Source organism: Methylobacterium sp. OAE515, from assembly GCF_041806315.1.
GTDB classification, from domain to species: Bacteria; Pseudomonadota; Alphaproteobacteria; order Rhizobiales; family Beijerinckiaceae; genus Methylobacterium; species Methylobacterium tardum.
Map to the genome: position 1 here is coordinate 5,629,382 of NZ_JBGMUV010000001.1, position 16,739 is coordinate 5,646,120.

At 68.2% G+C, this 16,739-nt stretch carries 13 protein-coding genes and 2 tRNA genes; 7 read left to right on the top strand and 8 right to left on the bottom strand.

Translation table 11 applies throughout. The features are described from left to right. Positions 1 to 40: 40 nt before the first annotated feature. Positions 41 to 1,456, top strand: a complete 1,416-nt coding sequence (locus ABIE45_RS27405) for a hypothetical protein (RefSeq protein WP_192707503.1) — start codon at positions 41 to 43, stop codon at positions 1,454 to 1,456. A 13-nt stretch (positions 1,457 to 1,469) separates the two neighbouring features. Here the strand turns inward: ABIE45_RS27405 and ABIE45_RS27410 are convergent, their stop codons facing one another. The 4 genes from ABIE45_RS27410 to kdgD all read right to left on the bottom strand — a co-directional run bounded on the left by ABIE45_RS27410 (position 1,470) and on the right by kdgD (position 7,033). Then, positions 1,470 to 2,936 carry a short-chain fatty acid transporter gene (locus ABIE45_RS27410; RefSeq protein WP_373622716.1) on the bottom strand — a complete coding sequence of 489 codons (1,467 nt, stop codon included), beginning with the start codon at positions 2,934 to 2,936 and terminating at the stop codon, positions 1,470 to 1,472. A 293-nt stretch (positions 2,937 to 3,229) separates the two neighbouring features. Continuing rightward, on the bottom strand, positions 3,230 to 4,588 hold the full coding sequence (gudD, locus tag ABIE45_RS27415; protein WP_192707502.1) for a glucarate dehydratase: 1,359 nt from the start codon (positions 4,586 to 4,588) through the stop codon (positions 3,230 to 3,232). 95 nt (positions 4,589 to 4,683) lie between these two features. Further along, positions 4,684 to 6,024 (bottom strand): MFS transporter, encoded by a 1,341-nt coding sequence (locus tag ABIE45_RS27420; protein ID WP_192707501.1) that lies wholly within the window; start codon positions 6,022 to 6,024, stop codon positions 4,684 to 4,686. A 94-nt stretch (positions 6,025 to 6,118) separates the two neighbouring features. Beyond that, positions 6,119 to 7,033 carry a 5-dehydro-4-deoxyglucarate dehydratase gene (gene kdgD / locus ABIE45_RS27425; RefSeq protein WP_192707500.1) on the bottom strand — a complete coding sequence of 305 codons (915 nt, stop codon included), beginning with the start codon at positions 7,031 to 7,033 and terminating at the stop codon, positions 6,119 to 6,121. Positions 7,034 to 7,147: 114 nt separating this feature from the next. Between kdgD and ABIE45_RS27430 the strand changes: the two genes are divergently transcribed. Together ABIE45_RS27430 and ABIE45_RS27435 are read left to right on the top strand one after the other, a co-directional pair. After that, positions 7,148 to 8,065, top strand: a complete 918-nt coding sequence (locus ABIE45_RS27430; RefSeq protein ID WP_192707499.1) for a LysR family transcriptional regulator — start codon at positions 7,148 to 7,150, stop codon at positions 8,063 to 8,065. Positions 8,066 to 8,369: 304 nt separating this feature from the next. Beyond that, complete coding sequence (locus ABIE45_RS27435; RefSeq protein ID WP_192707806.1) at positions 8,370 to 9,707, top strand: MFS transporter; 1,338 nt, start codon at positions 8,370 to 8,372, stop codon at positions 9,705 to 9,707. Between the two features lie 142 nt (positions 9,708 to 9,849). Here the strand turns inward: ABIE45_RS27435 and ABIE45_RS27440 are convergent, their stop codons facing one another. From ABIE45_RS27440 to ABIE45_RS27455, 4 genes are all read right to left on the bottom strand, one after another. Then, positions 9,850 to 11,013, bottom strand: coding sequence for an acyltransferase family protein (locus ABIE45_RS27440; protein ID WP_373622719.1), 1,164 nt, complete (start codon positions 11,011 to 11,013; stop codon positions 9,850 to 9,852). Positions 11,014 to 11,171: 158 nt separating this feature from the next. Beyond that, positions 11,172 to 11,660, bottom strand: a complete 489-nt coding sequence (locus tag ABIE45_RS27445; RefSeq protein ID WP_192707498.1) for an NUDIX domain-containing protein — start codon at positions 11,658 to 11,660, stop codon at positions 11,172 to 11,174. A gap of 7 nt (positions 11,661 to 11,667) precedes the next feature. Beyond that, positions 11,668 to 11,865, bottom strand: coding sequence for a hypothetical protein (locus ABIE45_RS27450; protein ID WP_192707497.1), 198 nt, complete (start codon positions 11,863 to 11,865; stop codon positions 11,668 to 11,670). Positions 11,866 to 11,959: 94 nt separating this feature from the next. Further along, positions 11,960 to 12,049, bottom strand: a tRNA-Ser gene (locus ABIE45_RS27455). A gap of 177 nt (positions 12,050 to 12,226) precedes the next feature. Between ABIE45_RS27455 and ABIE45_RS27460 the strand changes: the two genes are divergently transcribed. From ABIE45_RS27460 to ABIE45_RS27475, 4 genes are all read left to right on the top strand, one after another. Next, positions 12,227 to 12,300: transfer RNA gene (locus ABIE45_RS27460), tRNA-Gln, on the top strand. A gap of 201 nt (positions 12,301 to 12,501) precedes the next feature. Beyond that, the gene (locus ABIE45_RS27465) at positions 12,502 to 12,867 is read left to right on the top strand and encodes a hypothetical protein (RefSeq protein WP_192707496.1); all 366 of its coding nucleotides are present in this window, start codon (positions 12,502 to 12,504) and stop codon (positions 12,865 to 12,867) included. Between the two features lie 42 nt (positions 12,868 to 12,909). Further along, a complete protein-coding gene (locus tag ABIE45_RS27470; RefSeq protein WP_192707495.1) occupies positions 12,910 to 14,292 on the top strand; it encodes a PepSY domain-containing protein in 1,383 nt (460 codons plus the stop codon). A gap of 56 nt (positions 14,293 to 14,348) precedes the next feature. Next, complete coding sequence (locus ABIE45_RS27475; RefSeq protein ID WP_192707494.1) at positions 14,349 to 16,655, top strand: TonB-dependent receptor domain-containing protein; 2,307 nt, start codon at positions 14,349 to 14,351, stop codon at positions 16,653 to 16,655. Positions 16,656 to 16,739: the final 84 nt, after the last annotated feature.

A 16,739-nucleotide genomic window follows, 5' to 3' on the forward strand; every position in this document is an offset into this window, starting at 1 on the left:
CGCATAACGCACCCGAGACCGCGAGCCGAGAAGGCGCACCGTGAAGCTTAGACCCGTCGTTGCACTCGGCACCGCCCTTGCGCTCGCAGGTCCCCTGTCGGCGCGCGCCGCCTGGACGGCGTCCGAGGGCCGTCCGCTCTTCACCAACGAGGCGAATCCGCGCGGCTACAACTATGCCCCGAGCCTGATCACGGAGAACGGGACCACCGACATCTGGTGGTGCGGCCAGGGCAAGACCGACGTGATCTACCACCGGTCCTACAATGCGCAGACAGGCTTCTCGCCGGCTCAGGTCGTGTTCCAGCCGACCCCGGGCTCATGGAACCGCCAGTACGTCTGCGACCCCAGCGTGATCAAGGGGAGTTTCACCAACCCGGCCGACGGGCAGCATTACGCCTACGCGATGTACTATTCGGGCGCCGACAATCTGCCGGGCAACAACAACCAGACGGGCCTAGCGTTCTCCAACGACAAGGTGACCTGGATCGACTACCCGTCGCCGGTGATCGCGCCTCTCAACCCGGTCGTTGCCCAGACCAACTACGGGGCCGGGCAGCCGGCGAGCTTCGCCGTCGGCGGCCAGCCGGGCCATTATGTCTTCGTCACGGACCTGACCGGGCCGCAGGGCGTGCCGGGCTTCGGCGACCTCTATGTGCGGCACACGGCCGACGGCGTGCATTTCGATGCGCCCGCCCGGGTGCCGAACCTCGCCACCGATGGCGCGTCGATCAATCCGAATTCCGATTTCGGATACGACGCGTCGTCGGGCGAGGTTTACGTGATCACCGGCCTGCCGGGGCGGGTGTGCGCGCAGGTGGCCTGCAAGGATCCGGCGCGCAATCCCGACCGCGAGACCTATCAGCTCGGCCTCTTCAAGATGCCGCTCAAGGCGCTGCTGAGCGGGAAGCCCGTACGTTGGACGCCGTCCGGCTACCTGAACTCGGACGTCACCGGCTTCTACCTCAATCACAGCCCCGGTTTTCAGCGCGATCCGCACGGCAGCCTCACGCCGTTCCTGCCGGCGATCACGGTCTTCTACGCGGGCGGCGATCCCTATCCCGGCACGTGGCGGATCGCGACGGCGACGCAATCGGTCGCGAACGATCGCGCGCCGCTCAAGCGGTATCTCGGGCCAGGCGGGCATTGGGTCACCACCGGCTATGCGGCACCGGATTTCGCGCTGGAATCCGTTCTTGGATCGCTGTTCCTCCTCCCGCGGCCCGGAACCGCCAAGCTCATGAGCTGCGTCGCCGGGACCGATCATTTCCTCAGCCGGGACGCACAATGCGAGGGGCAGACGCCCCTCGGCCAGACCGGCTACATCTCCGAGGCGCCGCAGCCGGGCAGTCACGCGCTGTTCCGCTGCAGGGCGGGCGCGCACGATCACTTCGTGTCGCGCGACAAGAGCTGCGAGGGCCAGACGAATGAGGGCCTGCTGGGCTACGCCCTCGACTAGGCCATCGACCGCCTCACGGCATCACCGGCGGGTGATAGGTCAGTGTGAAGGCGAGCGCCCAGAGCAGGAATAGCACCAGCGGCAGGTGCACGAGAAGCTGCAGGAAGCTGAAGCCGACGATGTCGCGCGCCTTCAGGCCGAGGATGCCGACCAGCGGCAGCATCCAGAACGGGTTGATCAGGTTCGGCAGCGCCTCGGCGGCGTTGTAGATCATCACCGCCCAGCCGAGATGGACCTTCAGCTCGTTGGCCGCCTGCAGGACATAGGGCGCCTCCAGGAGCCACTTGCCGCCGCCCGAGGGCACGAAGAAGCCGAGGATCGCCGAGTAGACGCCCATGGTCAGCGGGAAGCTGCCGGTGGTGTTGAGGCTGACGAAGGCGTGGGTGATGGCATCCGAGGCAGAGGTTCCGGCGGCGTTCTTCGGCCCGGTGAGCATGCCGCTGATCGCCGCGTAGAGCGGGTACTGGATCAGGATGCCGGCCGTGGCGGGCACCGACTTCGCGACCGCCAGGAGGAAGCGCTTCGGCCGCCAATGGAGCAGCAGGCCGAGCGTGATGAACAGGAGGTTGTACGTGTTGAGGTTCGAGATCGCGACGATCCAGGACTGGCGCGCGAATTCCTGCACGATCCAGCCGCCGGCGATCAGCACGAGCAGGAGGGTCAGGATCGGCGAATGTTCGAGCCACTCGCCGGGCTGGCGGGCCGGGGGAAGGTCGTTCGTCTCGCGGGCCACGTCGACGCCGAGGCTCTCGGCGGTGACCGCCGTCTCGCGGCGGGGCGCCGAGGCGTAGGCGATCAACACCGAGACGACGAACAGCACCGCGGCGACCAGCATCGACTGCCACAGGAAGATCGTCTCGCTGAACGGGATGACGCCCGAGATGGCGAGCAGGTTCTTGGTCAGGCTCGCCGGATTGGCCTGGAGCTGCGCCGCCGAGGAGCTGAGACCCAGCGCCCAGGTCGCGCCGAGGCCGAGATAGGCCGCCGCGCCCGCGGCCCGGTAATCCATGCGCAGATCGGTGCGGCGCGCCAGTGCCCGGACCAGCAATCCGCCGAAGATCAGGCTGAGGCCCCAGCTGAGGAACGACGAGATCATGGTCGCGCCGGCCACAAAGCCGACCGCGCCGCGCCCGGTGCGCGGGATTTGGGCCATGCGCTCGATCAGCGCCTGCACGGGCGGCGACACGGCCACGACGTAGCCGCCGATCGTGACGAAGGCCATCTGCATCGTGAACGGGATCAGGCTCCAGAAACCGTCCCCGAAGCTCTTGGCGACGGCCGGCGCGGAGGCGCCGTTCGCCAGCGCCCCGAGCGCCACGATCACCACGGCGATCGCCACGAAGATGAACGCGTCCGGGAACCACCGTTCGGCCCAGTTGGTGAAACGGACGCCGAGCCGTTCCAGGGCACCGGTCTCCGGGGCGGTGTCCGGACCGGCCGGCCGCGCGGCTCGTGTTCGATCGATCGGCGCGACGGCCATGGGCATCCTCCGGGTTCGGCTCCCTCGGCCGCAGACCCGTCCGGTTAGCACATGGCTCCGTCGCTCCACGGCGGCGGATCATCCGGAGCATGACAAAGGACATGAAGCGTGGCGGCAGGAGCACAACCGCTGCGCGAGCCGTTCCTCGGGGTGCATGCGGCGAACGCCACCGCACCGTCGTCATCCCGGGGCCGCGCAGCGGCGCCCCGGAATGACGGTGACATCATCACGCCTCGAACAGCGCGTCTGCAGGCCCTCCTCAGCCTCCGGAGGTGACCCGGGTGCGCCCGCATCTAGCGCACGAGGCAGGGGCGCTTGTTGTCGAAGGTCCAGCCCGGGATCAGGGCCTGCATGGCCTGCGCGTCGTCGCGGGCGCCGAGGCCGTGCTTCTGGTAGAGCGCGTGAGCGGCGTCGACCTGCGGCCAGTCGATCTCGATGCCGAGTCCCGGACGCTCGGGCACCCGGACGAGCCCGCCCCGGATCGCGAGCGGCTCCTTGGTCAGGCGCTGGCCGTCCTGCCAGATCCAGTGCGTGTCGATCGCCGTCACGCGGCCGGGCGCGGCGGCGGCGGCGTGGGTGAACATGGCGAGCGACACGTCGAAGTGGTTGTTCGAGTGCGAGCCCCAGGTCAGGTCGTGGTCGCGGCACAGCTGCGCCACGCGGACCGCACCCGCCAGGGTCCAGAAATGCGGGTCGGCCAGCGGGATGTCGACCGATCCCAACTGGATCGCGTGCCGCATCTGCCGCCAGTCGGTGGCGATCATGTTGGTGGCGGTCGGCAGACCTGTGGCCCGCCGGAACTCGGCCATGATCTCGCGGCCGGAGAAGCCCTCCTCGGCACCGCACGGGTCCTCGGCATAGGCGAGCACGTCCCCCTTGCCCTTGCACAGACGGATCGCCTCGGCCAAGCGCCAAGCGCCGTTCGGGTCGAGGGTCACGCGGGCCTGCGGGAAGCGCTTGGCGATCGCCGTGACGGCCTCGATTTCCTGCTCGCCGGCCAGCACGCCGCCCTTCAGCTTGAAGTCGTTGAAGCCGTAGCGGTCATGAGCCGCCTCGGCCAGCCGGACGACCGCCTCCGGGGTCAGGGCCTCCTCGTCGCGCAGGCGCAGCCAGCCGTCGCCGGCCTCCGGCGCGCGGTACGGCAGATCGGTGCGGCGGCGGTCGCCGACGTAGAACAGGTAGCCGAGCATCTCGACCGCATCCCGCTGCTGGCCTTCGCCGAGCAGCGCCGCAACCGGCACGTCGAGGAACTGTCCGAGCAGGTCGAGCAGCGCCGATTCGACGGCCGTCACCGCGTGGATCGTGATGCGCAAGTCGAAGGTCTGGAGGCCGCGGCCCGCGGCGTCGCGGTCGGAGAAGGTCGAGCGCATCGTGTTCAGGACCGCGTTCCAGGCGCCGAGCGGCTGGCCGACCACGAGGGCGCGCGCCTCCTCGAGCACCCCGCGGATGCCCTCGCCGCCGGGCACTTCGCCGAGACCGGTGGCGCCGGTCGAGTCGGTCAGGATGACGAGGTTGCGGGTGAAGAACGGCCCGTGCGCGCCGCTGAGGTTCAACAGCATGCTGTCGCGCCCGGCGACCGGGACCACCTTCATCTCGGTGACCACGGGGGTCTGCCGCTTGGCGTGAGGGGTGGCGGCGTGATCCGTCTGCATGGTTCCTCCTGCGTGTCTGAGGCGGGCCCGTCTTCGCGCGCGGGCTGCGCCGGATAGGTGGTTCCGGGACCCGGACGCGGCCGGCCCGCCGGACGTCAATGCGGGTCCAGATGGACCCGGCGGATTTCGCCGACCACGACGAGGTAGCAGAGCACCGCGATCAACGCGTTGGCGCCGACGAACACTAGGGCGCCCGAGAACGAACCGGTCTGCTGGACGATGTAGCCGATGGCGATCGGCGTGGTGATGCCGGCTGTGTTGCCGAAGGTGTTGAACAGGCCGCCCGACAAACCGCCGCTCTCCCGCGGCGAGGTGTCGGCCACCACCGCCCAGCCGAGGGCGCCGATGCCCTTCCCGAAGAAGGCGAGCGCCATCAGCCCGACCACCACGGCGTCGGCCTGGACGTAGTTGCAGCCGATGATCGACATGGACAGCAGCATGCCTCCGACGATCGGGATCTTCCGGGCGGCGGTCAGGGAGAAGCCGCGCTTCAGGAGCATGTCGGAGATGAAGCCGCCGAGGAGACCGCCGGCGAAGCCGCAGAGCGCCGGAAGCACGGCGGCGAAGCCGGCCTGGAGGATCGACAGGCCGCGCTCCTTGACGAGGTAGACCGGAAACCACGTGAGGAAGAAGTACGTCAGCACGGTGATGCAGTACTGCGCGATGTAGATGCCGACCAGCATGCGGTTCGACAGGAGCTGCCTGATGGTGCGGCCCGCGTGGGACGTCGCGTTCAGGCTGCCGCCGTCCATGTCGACGAGCGCACCCCCGGCCTCGATGTAGTCGCGCTCGGCCCGGTTCACGGACGGATGGTCCTTCGGGCCGTAGATGGTCTTCACCCAGACGAACGCGAAGGCGATCCCGAGGGCGCCCATCACGGTGAACACGTGGTGCCAACCGAAGGTGTGGACGATCCACGCCATCAGCGGCGTGAACAGCACGGTGGCGAAGTACTGCGCAGAGTTGAAGAACGCGGAGGCGAGCCCGCGCTCCGCGGCCGGGAACCACGCCGCGACGATGCGGGCATTGGCCGGGAAGATCGGGGCCTCGGTGAGGCCGACCGCGAGGCGCAGGGCGAACAGCAGGATCACCGCGGTCAGGCCGGTGAAGAAGCCGATGCCGCCCTGAACCAGCGTAAAGGCGGACCAGAGGAAGATCGCGGCGGCATAGACCCACTTCACGCTGAAGCGGTCGAGAAGCCAGCCGCCCGGGATCTGCGCCAGCACGTAGGACCAGGACAGCGCCGAGAAGACGTAGCCCATCTGGACCGGCGTCAGGCCGAGATCCTTGGCCATGTCCGGACCGGCGATCGAGATGGTCGCGCGGTCGGCGTAGTTGATGGTCGTCGCGATGAACAGCATCAGGACGATGAGGAGGCGGACGCGGCTGCGTCTCTCGGCGATGACGCCGAGCGCAGGGCTCGTAGCACCGGTCATGAACGTTCTCCCTGAGAGGCGCCGCCCGGTCCGCCCGGACGGCTGCTGGTCCCGCCGTTGGTTCGGCTTGTTTTCTGGACCTTTGGCGCGGCGCTTAGCGCCGGTCGCCGATGAGCGCCGTCAGCTCAGCCAGCTCGGTGGCGTCGAGATCGGTGAGCGGCGGCCGGACCGGGCCGGCCGGCCGGCCGACCGCATTCATGCCGGCCTTGACGATCGAGACCGCGTAGCCGCGCTTGCGGTTGCGGAGGGCGATGTAGGGCAGGACGAAGGCGCGCAGCTCGGCATAGACCGCGTCGCGGTCGCGCCGGCGCACGGCCTCGTAGAACGACAGTGCCCAGTCCGGCAGGAAGTTGAAGATCGCCGAGGAGTAGGTGGTGACACCCATCTCCAGGTAGGGCAGCGCGAAGGTCTCGGCGGTGGGCAGGCCGCCGATATAGGTGAGGCGGTCGCCGAGGCCGGCATAAACCCGCGTCATCAGCTCGACGTCGCCGACACCATCCTTGAAGCCGACAAGGTTCGGGCAGCGCTCGCACAGACGTGCCAGGGTCTGTTCGTTCAGCTGCGCATTGGCGCGATTGTAGACGATGATTCCGAGCTTCGTGGCGCGGCAGACGGCCTCGACATGGGCGGCCAGGCCATCCTGTTCCGATCCCACCAGATAAGGTGGCAGCAGCAGCAGGCCGTCGGCTCCGGCGCTCTCGGCGGCCTTGGCCAGCTCGACCGCGATGGCCGTGCCGTGGCCGGCCGGCGCGATGACCGGCACCCGGCCGGCGGTCTCCTCGACTGCGGCGCGGAGCACGCGGTCGACCTCGGCGGGCGTAAGCGAGAAGAACTCGCCGGTGCCGCCCGCGGCGAACAGGCCGGCGACCTTGTGTTCGGCGAGCCGCGCGAGATTCCGGCGATACCCCCCCTCATCAAAGGCGAGATCGTCGCGGAAATGCGTGACGGGAAAGGACAGAAGGCCGGAACCCAGGGCCTGCGCCATCTCGGCGGGCGTCATCTTGGACATTGCGCGGTCCTCCCGAGCAGGCGTGCGCCTTGCTGATGCTGGCGGCGTCTCTATGGCTCTCCGATTTGTGCGTCCAATGTTGATTTTGGCTGATTTATCCCGGATCCTGCAACAATGTTCGATCTGGGCCACGTCCGCAGCTTCGTCGCCGTCGCCGAAGAGATGCATTTCGGCCGTGCCGCCGCGCGGCTGAACCTCTCGCAATCGCCGCTATCCCGGCAAATCCAGGCCCTGGAGCAATCTCTCGGGGTGACCCTTCTGGAGCGGACGACGCGCGCCGTCCGCCTGACGCCCGTCGGGCGCACCTTCCTGGCCGAGGCTTACCGGGTCCTGGCGGCGGCCGAGGGGGCCGCCCAGATCACCCGTCGGGCCGCCCAGGGCGAGAGCGGGCTGGTCCGCCTCGGCTTCACCGCGGCTTCGGCCTTCCGCGCCCTGCCCCGCCTGGTGGCGCAGGTCCGCGCGACCCTGCCGGACATCGACCTCGTCCTGGAGGAGATGGTCTCGGAGGAGCAGATGCAGGCGCTCAACGGCAAGCGGATCGACTTCGCATTGCTGCGCCCCTCCCCCGCATTGCTGAGTGAGGACGGTCCGATCGCAACGGCCCTCCTGCTGCGCGAACGCCTCGTCCTGGCGGTGCCGAGCGGCCGGCCGCTGGCATCGGCCCGGCAGCTCGGAATCCAGGCCCTCGACGGTCAGGCGCTGGTCACGTGGTCGCCGCGCGGCGGCCGCTACTTCGTCGAGCTGCTCGACCGCCTGTTCGAGGCGGCGAAGGTGCGCCCGCGGATCGTGCAGCGGGTCAACCAAGCGCATACCATGCTGGCGCTGGTCGGCGCCGGGCTCGGCGTCGCGCTGCTGCCGGAGAGCGTCCGCAGCATCCGCATGACCGGCGTGGTCCTGCGCCCGATCCGGCTGCCGACCTCCGCGCAGCCAGAGCTGATGCTCGCGTGGCGCCGCGACAACGAGAATCCCTGCCTTCCGACGGTCCGCAACGCGGCCCTCGGCCATGCTCGATCATCCGTCGCGACTCCGTGATCGGCGGCGCCTCTCGGGCAGGATCGCTCCGACGACGATCGGCCAAGCGACGCTTGCGTCCACGCTTAGGGACAGGCAGGCCTACACCAGGGGTTGCATCGGCTCGGCATCCTTTCCGGCGTCTCGCCGGTGTGCAGCGCAGGCAACCCCTCTCGGTCCGGCAAAACACGATCTCGGTCCGGACATCACGAATGCCGGGTGCTTTGCCATGAACACAGCGGCATCCGAGAGGAGCGTAACCGCACCTTCCGGTGCGATCGATTTTCATTCACCACCGAATCGAGTTTCTGGAAACGAAGACGTCATGGATCGCACGGAAGAACAAACTAAGTTCCGATTCGTCGTATTCTCATCGATTGTCGTGATCGCGATGATCAACTACATTGACCGCGGTGCGATCTCCTACGCGGCGGCCGACATCACGGCCGAGTACAACCTGGATCGTGCGGCCTGGGGCGCCGTGCTCGGCTATTTCGGATACGGCTACATGTTCGGCGCCCTGATCGGCGGCGCCCTGGGCGATCGCTTCGGCGCCAAGCTGGTCTGGCTGATCGCAGGCGTCGCCTGGTCGGTGTTCGAAATCGCGACGGCTTACGCGGGCGATTTCGGGGTGGCCGCTTTGGGTGGTTCGGCCCTCGCGGGCTTCGCGGTCGTGCGCGTCCTGTTCGGGTTCTCGGAAGGACCCGCCTATTCCATCATCAACAAGACGGTCGGGAACTGGGCCACGCCACGCGAGCGCGGCTTCGCGGTCTCGATCGGGCTGCTCAGCACGCCCCTCGGCGCGCTGCTGACGGCACCGATGTCGGTCGGCCTGCTCCTGCTGACCGGCAGCTGGCGCGCCATGTTCTGGATCCTCGGCATCACCGGGCTGGTCGCGCTGCTCGCGTTCATGCGGATCTTCACCAATCGGCCGGAGGAAAACCCGCGGGTCAGCGCGGCGGAACTCGCCGAGATCCGTCGCGGCACCTCTGCCTCGGACGCTTCGTCGACATCGACAGGGTGGCAAGACTCTGATGTCCCGTGGTGGCTGTTCTTCACCAGTCGCACGATGGTCTTCAACACGATTGGCTATTTCGCATTCATCTACGTCAACTTCATGCTTCTCACCTGGACGCCGAAGTACCTGCAGGATCAATTCCACTTCAACCTGGCTTCGCTCTGGTATCTCGGCATGATCCCGTGGACCGGCCCCTGCCTGACGGTCCTGTTGGGTGGCCGCTTCTCCGATTGGCTTCTCAAGCGGACCGGAAACCTGCGCATTGCGCGCAGCTGGATTGCCGCGCTCACGCTGCTTCTGACGACGCTCGTCTTTCTCGGAGTCTCACAAGCTACGAGCCCTGCCGCGGTGATCGCCCTGATGACCCTGGGCAACAGCCTCAACGCGCTCGTGAACACCGTGTACTGGACTGTGGTCATCGACACCGCCCCCCGCGAGCACCTCGGGACCTGGAGCGGCTTCATGCACTTCTTCGCCAATATCGGCTCGGTGCTCGCGCCGACGCTGGCGGGGATCCTGGCGAGCACCTACGGCTATCAGGCGATGTTCATCGCGACGGCGGTTGCGACCGGGATCGGCATGGCCGCGATGCTGCTGGTCAGTCCTGGCGTATTGCCGGTTCGTCGCGGCGCGGTCCCGCGCTGAGGAAGAGCGCGGGCGCGAGCCGAGGCGATGCATCACGGATGAGAGAACCGTGGGGCGCCGCGGTACGTCCGATTGAGGCTTGCCGGCTATCCGGCACCGGCTTCGAGGCCTCAGCCATGCTCCGCACGATCGTGCGCCGCTTCTATCGGACGCCGCCCAGCCCCGTCGCGGCGGCGTCCGTCGGCCGGTCCGCTTCACTCTGCAGACGATGCGCGGCAACGAACGAGAAGCGGCGCCGCAAGCCGAGGATCGGCCGTTCGATCAGGTGCCAGGACACCATCGCGAACAGGACGATGCAGGGCAGCGCCAACAGGACTTGCTGAGCCGTATTCCGCACCGGCACCAGGGCAACCAGGGCCTGCTGGATCGGCCAGCCGTACAGGTAGATCCCGTAGGAATAGTCGCCGCGCTTGAGCAGGGCCGGAACCCAGAGATCCGTCACGCCCAAGCAGACGGTCAGATAGATCAGCGACGGCAGGACCACGAGGTTCAGGAACGGATGGACCGGCACCGCGGTGACGGCCGTTAAATCGAAGGCGCCGGCGGCGAACACGATGGCTGCCGCAAGCCCGATCAAGCGCAGGTCGTAAGGGAGCCTGTAGCGATACAGGTAGGCTGCAATGCCCAACAGGAACGCCACGTAGAGGCGCGATGCCTTATCGACGAACAACTTGTCGGCCAGCCGAGCCGGCAAGGTGACGGGGTCGCCCAGGGCGCCGAGACCGACGACGAAGCCGAGCCCGATCACAGCGCCGGCCGCGCCGAGTACGAGAGCCGGACGCCGCAGCAGGCCGGTCAGAACGCAGGCCGACATCAGCCCATAGCAGACGATCTCGTGCGGGATGGTCCAGAGCGAGCCGTTGACGACATCGGTGGGGTTATGGGCGAATACGCCCGGCAGGGTGTAGATGATCAGGCCGAGGATATTGGCGAGATAGCGGTAGGTCTGCGGATCGGTGGCGTAGTGCGACAAGGGCAGGTCGGTGAACAGCGGCCCGAGAACCACCGCGCTGAGCACGATCTCGACGGCAAGGGCGGGAATGATCCTGAGCGCTCTGTTGAGCAGGAAGTCGCGGAGCCGGAGGCGCAGGGCGCTTCCGGTAATCAGGAAGCCCGAGAGCCCGAAGAAGGCTGCGATGATGCCGTAGCTGCCGAGTTCGAAGAAGCCGTCGACGCGGGTGATCTCGTTGTTCACGATCGCGCGCCCGTGCCAGACCACAACGGACACAGCCAAAACGATCCGCAACAGATCGAAGCCGGGGGCGAGGCCGCTGCGGCGGTCGAGAACAGATCCGACGGTTTGCATCCGCGCGTCCGGCCCCTGTGCTGTTGCCGCGCAGCCCTAGCACGCGAGACCTTGCCAAAATGCGCTGCCGACCCCGATGCGGCGTCGGGCACGAGGAGGACCGCGGGACTGGCCGCCGACGCGACGGTGCCGCCTCGATCGAGGAACGGCAAACCGCGCTAGATCATCTGGAATGCGCCCGTCGCTTTCCAGCGCAGAAAAGCGTCGATCGTGAGCGCCACGCTGGGCAAGACGTCCGGCAGCGCGTCGGGCCTGAACCAAGCGACCCTCAGGTTCTCACCACCGTCGCTCGCCGGGGCGCCCGAGAACGTCTGCGTCGTGAACATCATGCTGAAGTAGTGGCAGACGTGTCCGTTCGGATACGTCCACACCTCGGTCTCGGGGCCGGACGCGAATCCGAACGGGGCGAGATCTGAAATCCGGAGCCCGGTTTCCTCGAAGGTCTCGCGCACCGCGCAGGCGACGATATCCTCGCGCTCGTCCGGCACGCCGCCCGGCAGCCCCCAGAGATTGAAATCCGCGCGCAGTTCCAGGAGCACGCGACCCTGAGTGTCGGCGACAACGACGCGCGCGCCCGGCACGAGCAGCAGCCGCGAACCGACGGATGTGCGCAGGCGGCCGAGATAGGAGGTGGCGAAGTCGCTCACGTGGCGTTCAGCCCATTACCTTGTTCATCGGACAGTCGTGATGGCGATTTCGTTGCGGATCGAGGCCATTACGCCGGTCCTCCGTGCCCAAAGCCGCCCGTTCGTGCACAACAATGGTCGCGGCGAGATCGAGGATTCGCCTCTGCGCGAGCCCGCGCGATCCGGCCGCGCGGTAGGTCCACACCGTCTCCCCCGCCGCGAACAAGACGAAGGTGATCCCTCTGATCGCCCGCGATTCCCGTGGATGGTGCTGCAGGTCGCCGACCGGCGGGACTGGTTCGTTTGCATGCGATGCCCGCTGGCGGAAGGGGTGGGATTCGAACCCACGGTGGAGTTGCCCCCACGGCGGTTTTCAAGACCGCTGCCTTAAACCACTCGGCCACCCTTCCTGGCGGCTTCCGCGACTGCACGGTTACGGCCCCGGCAGAGGGTGCGTCAACCAGAGAACAAGCGGTTGACCTCCCGGAACATTCCGCCTATCTCACCGCCCACGCCTGAAGCCGCTGAATGCAGCACGGGCGGCGCCCAGCCGTCCGCGTGCCAGACGGGCCGGGCCTAAAGCCGATTGGGGGATAGTTTAACGGTAGAACGGTGGACTCTGACTCCTCTAGTCCTGGTTCGAATCCAGGTCCCCCAGCCACCACGTCAGCCCGCCCGATCAGCGATCCGGCGGGTTTTTTCTTGTCCCGGGCTCACCGGATCCCGTTCGGCATCCCTGCAGGGATCAAGCGGGCTCAAGTCTGCGCCCGGGCCGCCGGCCGAGGCCGAGTCTTTCCATTTCGCGCAGGAAACACCTCATCCTCAAGTTGACGCACCTCGCCGACGCCGCCTAGATCAAGCCATGCGCTGGCGCCTGCACCAGACTGTTCGGAGCCGCGCGGCCATAGGATTGCTCGCGCTCTACGCGCTGCTGCTTCAGGCGTTCCTCGGTTACGCCACGCCCGCCGAAGCCATCGTGGGGACCGGTGCGGTTATCTGCGCCGAACACCCGGCCGACGCTTCGGGCGGCGGAACGGTCAACAAACACATCCATCCCTGTTGCACCGTGGTCCAGGCTGGGGCCTTGGCGTTGCCGAGCCTCGAACCGGCCGCGTCGGCATGGCCTTCCGCACCGATGGTCCGCCTCGCCTGGCGTCCCGAAGCCGAGCTTCCGAAAACCGGACCACCGCAGTGCGACGGCACCGCACGAGGTCCCCCCGAAGCTTGACGATCCCGTTCGCTGATCGCTCAAGCTCGGATAGCCTTTTCCATGTCGATCCTTCTGCACGGCAGCGCCCCCGCATACGGGGCGCGCGCCGCATTGCGATTCTCGCGCGACGCCGTCTATCGGGCGGTCTGGCGCTGGCACTTCTATGCCGGCCTGCTGTGCCTGCCGTTCCTGATCAGCCTGTCGGCGACCGGCGCGCTCTACCTGTTCAAGGACGAGATCAACGGCAGCCTGTTCGCCTACCGTACCCGGGTCGTCCCGCAGGCGGTGCCCGCTCTCGGGCCGGACCGGCTGATCTTCAACGCCCTGCAGGCCGTGCCGGATGCGGCGCCCGTCTCCTACAGCGACCCCGCGACGCCCGATGGCAGCGCGGTGGTGACGCTGGCCTCGGGCGCGCGCCGGATCCTGGTCTACTTGGATCCCTATACCGGCGACGTGCTCGACCGCGTCGCACGCGATGCGGAGTTCATGAATGTGATGCGCGGGCTGCACAGCCTCGCCTATCTCGGAGCGTTCGCGAACGCCGTGATCGAGGTGGTCGCGGGCTTCGCCGTCATCCTGGCGGTGACCGGGGCTTACCTGTGGTGGCCGCGCGGTCGGGGCGACGGCGTGGTCAGCGTACGCGGCACGCCGCGGCACCGCGTGTGGTGGCGCGACCTCCACGCGGTGACCGGCCTCGTGGCCGGCGCGGGCCTGCTGTTCCTGGCGCTCACCGGATTGCCGTGGTCAATTTGGTGGGGCCAGCAGCTGCGCACGTGGTCGAACGCCGCCGGGCTCGGCCAACCCGCCGCGCTCAGGTCGAATCGGCCGGTCTCGACGGTGCCGCTGCGCGATCGCCTGTCGGAACCCGGCTGGACGCTACAGGACGCGCCAGTGCCGCGCTCAGGAGCCGCGCCCGCGGCGGCCGCCACCATCGGGATCGATGAAGCCGCCGCGACCCTCATCCGGCTCGGCATGGCCCGCGGCTACGAATTAACGCTGCCGGTCGGAGCGGATGGGGTCTACGCGGCGTCGGTCTATCCGCATGACGTCACCCGCCAGCGGGTGATCGCGCTCGATCAGTATACCGGCGCACCGCTGCTCGACGTCCATTTCGCCGATCTGGGCCCGGTCGGCCGGGCCATCCAGTACGGGATCGGCATCCACAAAGGCGAGCACTGGGGCCGGGCGAACCAGCTCGCCATGCTGGCGTTCTGCCTCGCCACGATCCTGCTTGCCGTGACCGCCGGGACGATGTGGTGGAAGCGCCGCCCTAACGGCGGCCTCGGCGTGCCGCCCTGGCCGCGGGACCGGCGCGTCGCCATTACCGTGACCGCCCTGGTCGCCGTTCTCGGAGCCCTGTTCCCGCTCACCGGCCTGGCAATCGTCGCCATGCTCGGACTCGACCTCGCCGCGCAGCGGGTCCGCAAGCGGCCCCGCGCCTGATCGCGACGCCCTTCCGCGGCGTCAGAGCCGCGCCATCGATCAGACGAGACCAGATCATGTCCACCCGACACGCTGCCCTGTGCGGCGGCCCCCTCGCGCTGCTGCTCGCCGGCACCCCGGCGGCCCTGGCGCAGACCTCGATCACGCTGGACGAACTCTCCGTCGAGGGTGAGGCATCGCCGGCCAAGGGCCGGGACGCGACCGCTCCTTTCGGCGTGGCCGCGCCTCCGGGCTCGGCGCCCTCGGTGATCGAGCATCCGGTCGGCGAGATCGTCACCAGCATCGGTCGGACCAACACCATCGCGGACCGCCCGGCGACCAGCATCGGCGCGGTGCTGGCGAACAGCCCGGGCGTCACGGTGCGGCAGGGCAATGGCGGCCGCGACGTGATCATCTCGATCCGGGGCAACAATGCCCGCTCGACCGGGGTGATCAAGAACACCGTCGTGCTGGAGGACGGCTTCATTCTCACGCAGCCGGACGGCGCGGCCCGGTTCGACCTGACGGATCCCCGCGCCTACAGCCGCATCGACGTGTTCCGCGGGCCGCAATCGCCGCTCTTCGGCAATTACGCGACCGGGGGCGCGATCGCGTTCCGGACCCGCACCGGACGCGAGATCGACGGCTACGAGATCGGCGTCGATGCCGGCAGCTTCGGCTACCTGAGCAATTACTTCACCGTCGGCGGCGTCAGCGGGCCGTTCGAGATCAGCCTGTTCGCCAGCGACGTGCGGGCCAACGGCTATCAGGACCACGCGAGCTACGACACGCAGACCATCAACCTTCTGGCGAGCTACACCCCGACGCCGGACAACCGCTTCACCCTGAAGGTGATCAACAGCACCCTCGACACCAATCTTCCGGCACGCGCGTCCCTGGCCCAGTACCGGATCAACCCCTACCAGCGGGGCTGCGCCGCGACAGCGAGCGCGGCGCCGGGCTGCGCGACCTTCAACCTGTTCAGCAACGGCGCCTTCGGCGCCACCGTCCCGGTCACCGCTGACGAGGGCGGCTTCGGGCGCAACGACCGCCGGACCATCGTGGCGGCGCGCTGGGAGCACGATCTCGACGCCTTCACCACGTGGCGCACGCAGCTCGGCTTCGACGAGCGCAACTTCAACCAACCGTTCTACACGACCTCCTCGCGCGGCTCGTATCCGTCCTGGAACTTCCTTACGGATGTGACACGGCGCGGCGACCTCTTCGGGCTGCCGGCGACGGGCTACGTGGCCCTCGCCTACAACACGATCGACAATCACATCACTACCTTCAACCGCGCCCCCTATAGCGGGCCCCGCCTCGGGGCGCTAATCGGCGATCAGGGCGCCGTGCAGTCCAATCTCGGCGGCCGGGCTCGGCTCGAACTCGCCCTGTCGGACCAGTGGACCGGGATCGTCGGCCTCAGCGCCGAGGGCACGGCGATCACGGGCCGCAATCTCGCCTTCAGCTACGCGGCGAGCGGCACGGCGCGGAGCTTCGCGGACGTCGATCGGAGCTTCCTCAACGTGGCCCCGGAGCTGGCGCTGGTCTACCGGCCGGACGAAGCCTGGGCCCTGCGCGGCCGGGTCGCCACCGGCTACACCACGCCGGCGGCGAGCAACCTGTTCATCACGCCGGCCGGCCTTCCCGGCAACAACACGCAGCTCCAGACGCAGCAGAACGTGGGCTTCGATCTCGGCGCGGAGTGGAGCCCCGTCGAGACCCTGCGGCTCAGCGTGACCGGATTCTACGAGTTCTTCCGCAACGAGTTGGTCTCTCAGTCACCGGGGGCCGGCCTCCTCGCCTACACGTTCAACGCGCCGGCTTCCGAACATCGGGGCCTGGAGGTCGGCGCGGAATGGGCCTTCGCGCCGGGCTGGCGTGGGGTTCTGGCCTACACCTTCGACGACCAGATCTACACGCGCTACACGGAGCAGCTGAGCGCCGGCAGCCTGACGCGCCGCTTCGACCGGGCCGGCAACCAGATCCCCGGCGTTCCGGCCCACCAGCTCCTCGCGCGTCTCGGCTACGACGTGCCGAGCGGCCCGCTCGCCGGGTTGGGCGGCTTTGTCGAGACCGTGGTGCAGGGCGACTTCTATCTCGACAACGCCAACCTGCTGAAGGCGCCCGGATATGCGGTCGTCAACGCCAACGTGCATTACGCGACCGAGCTGACCGGCGGGTACGCAAAGCGGCTGAGCGTCTATCTCGAGGTCCGCAACGTCTTCGACACCACCTATGTCGCCTCGGCCCAGAATCTGGCCAACACGATCAGCGGAACGACCGGTCTGCAGAACAATGCGGCTACTCTGGCGACGACCACGGGATCAGTCTTCGCGGGTGCGCCGCGGAACATCGTGGGCGGCATGCGGCTGGCATTTTGATAACCGCACTTGGGCCTGCGCGTGGTGCGCGGTCCGGGCTTGCACTAAGGTCCGCGCTGGATCGCCAGGGCGGCTCCCGTGGCC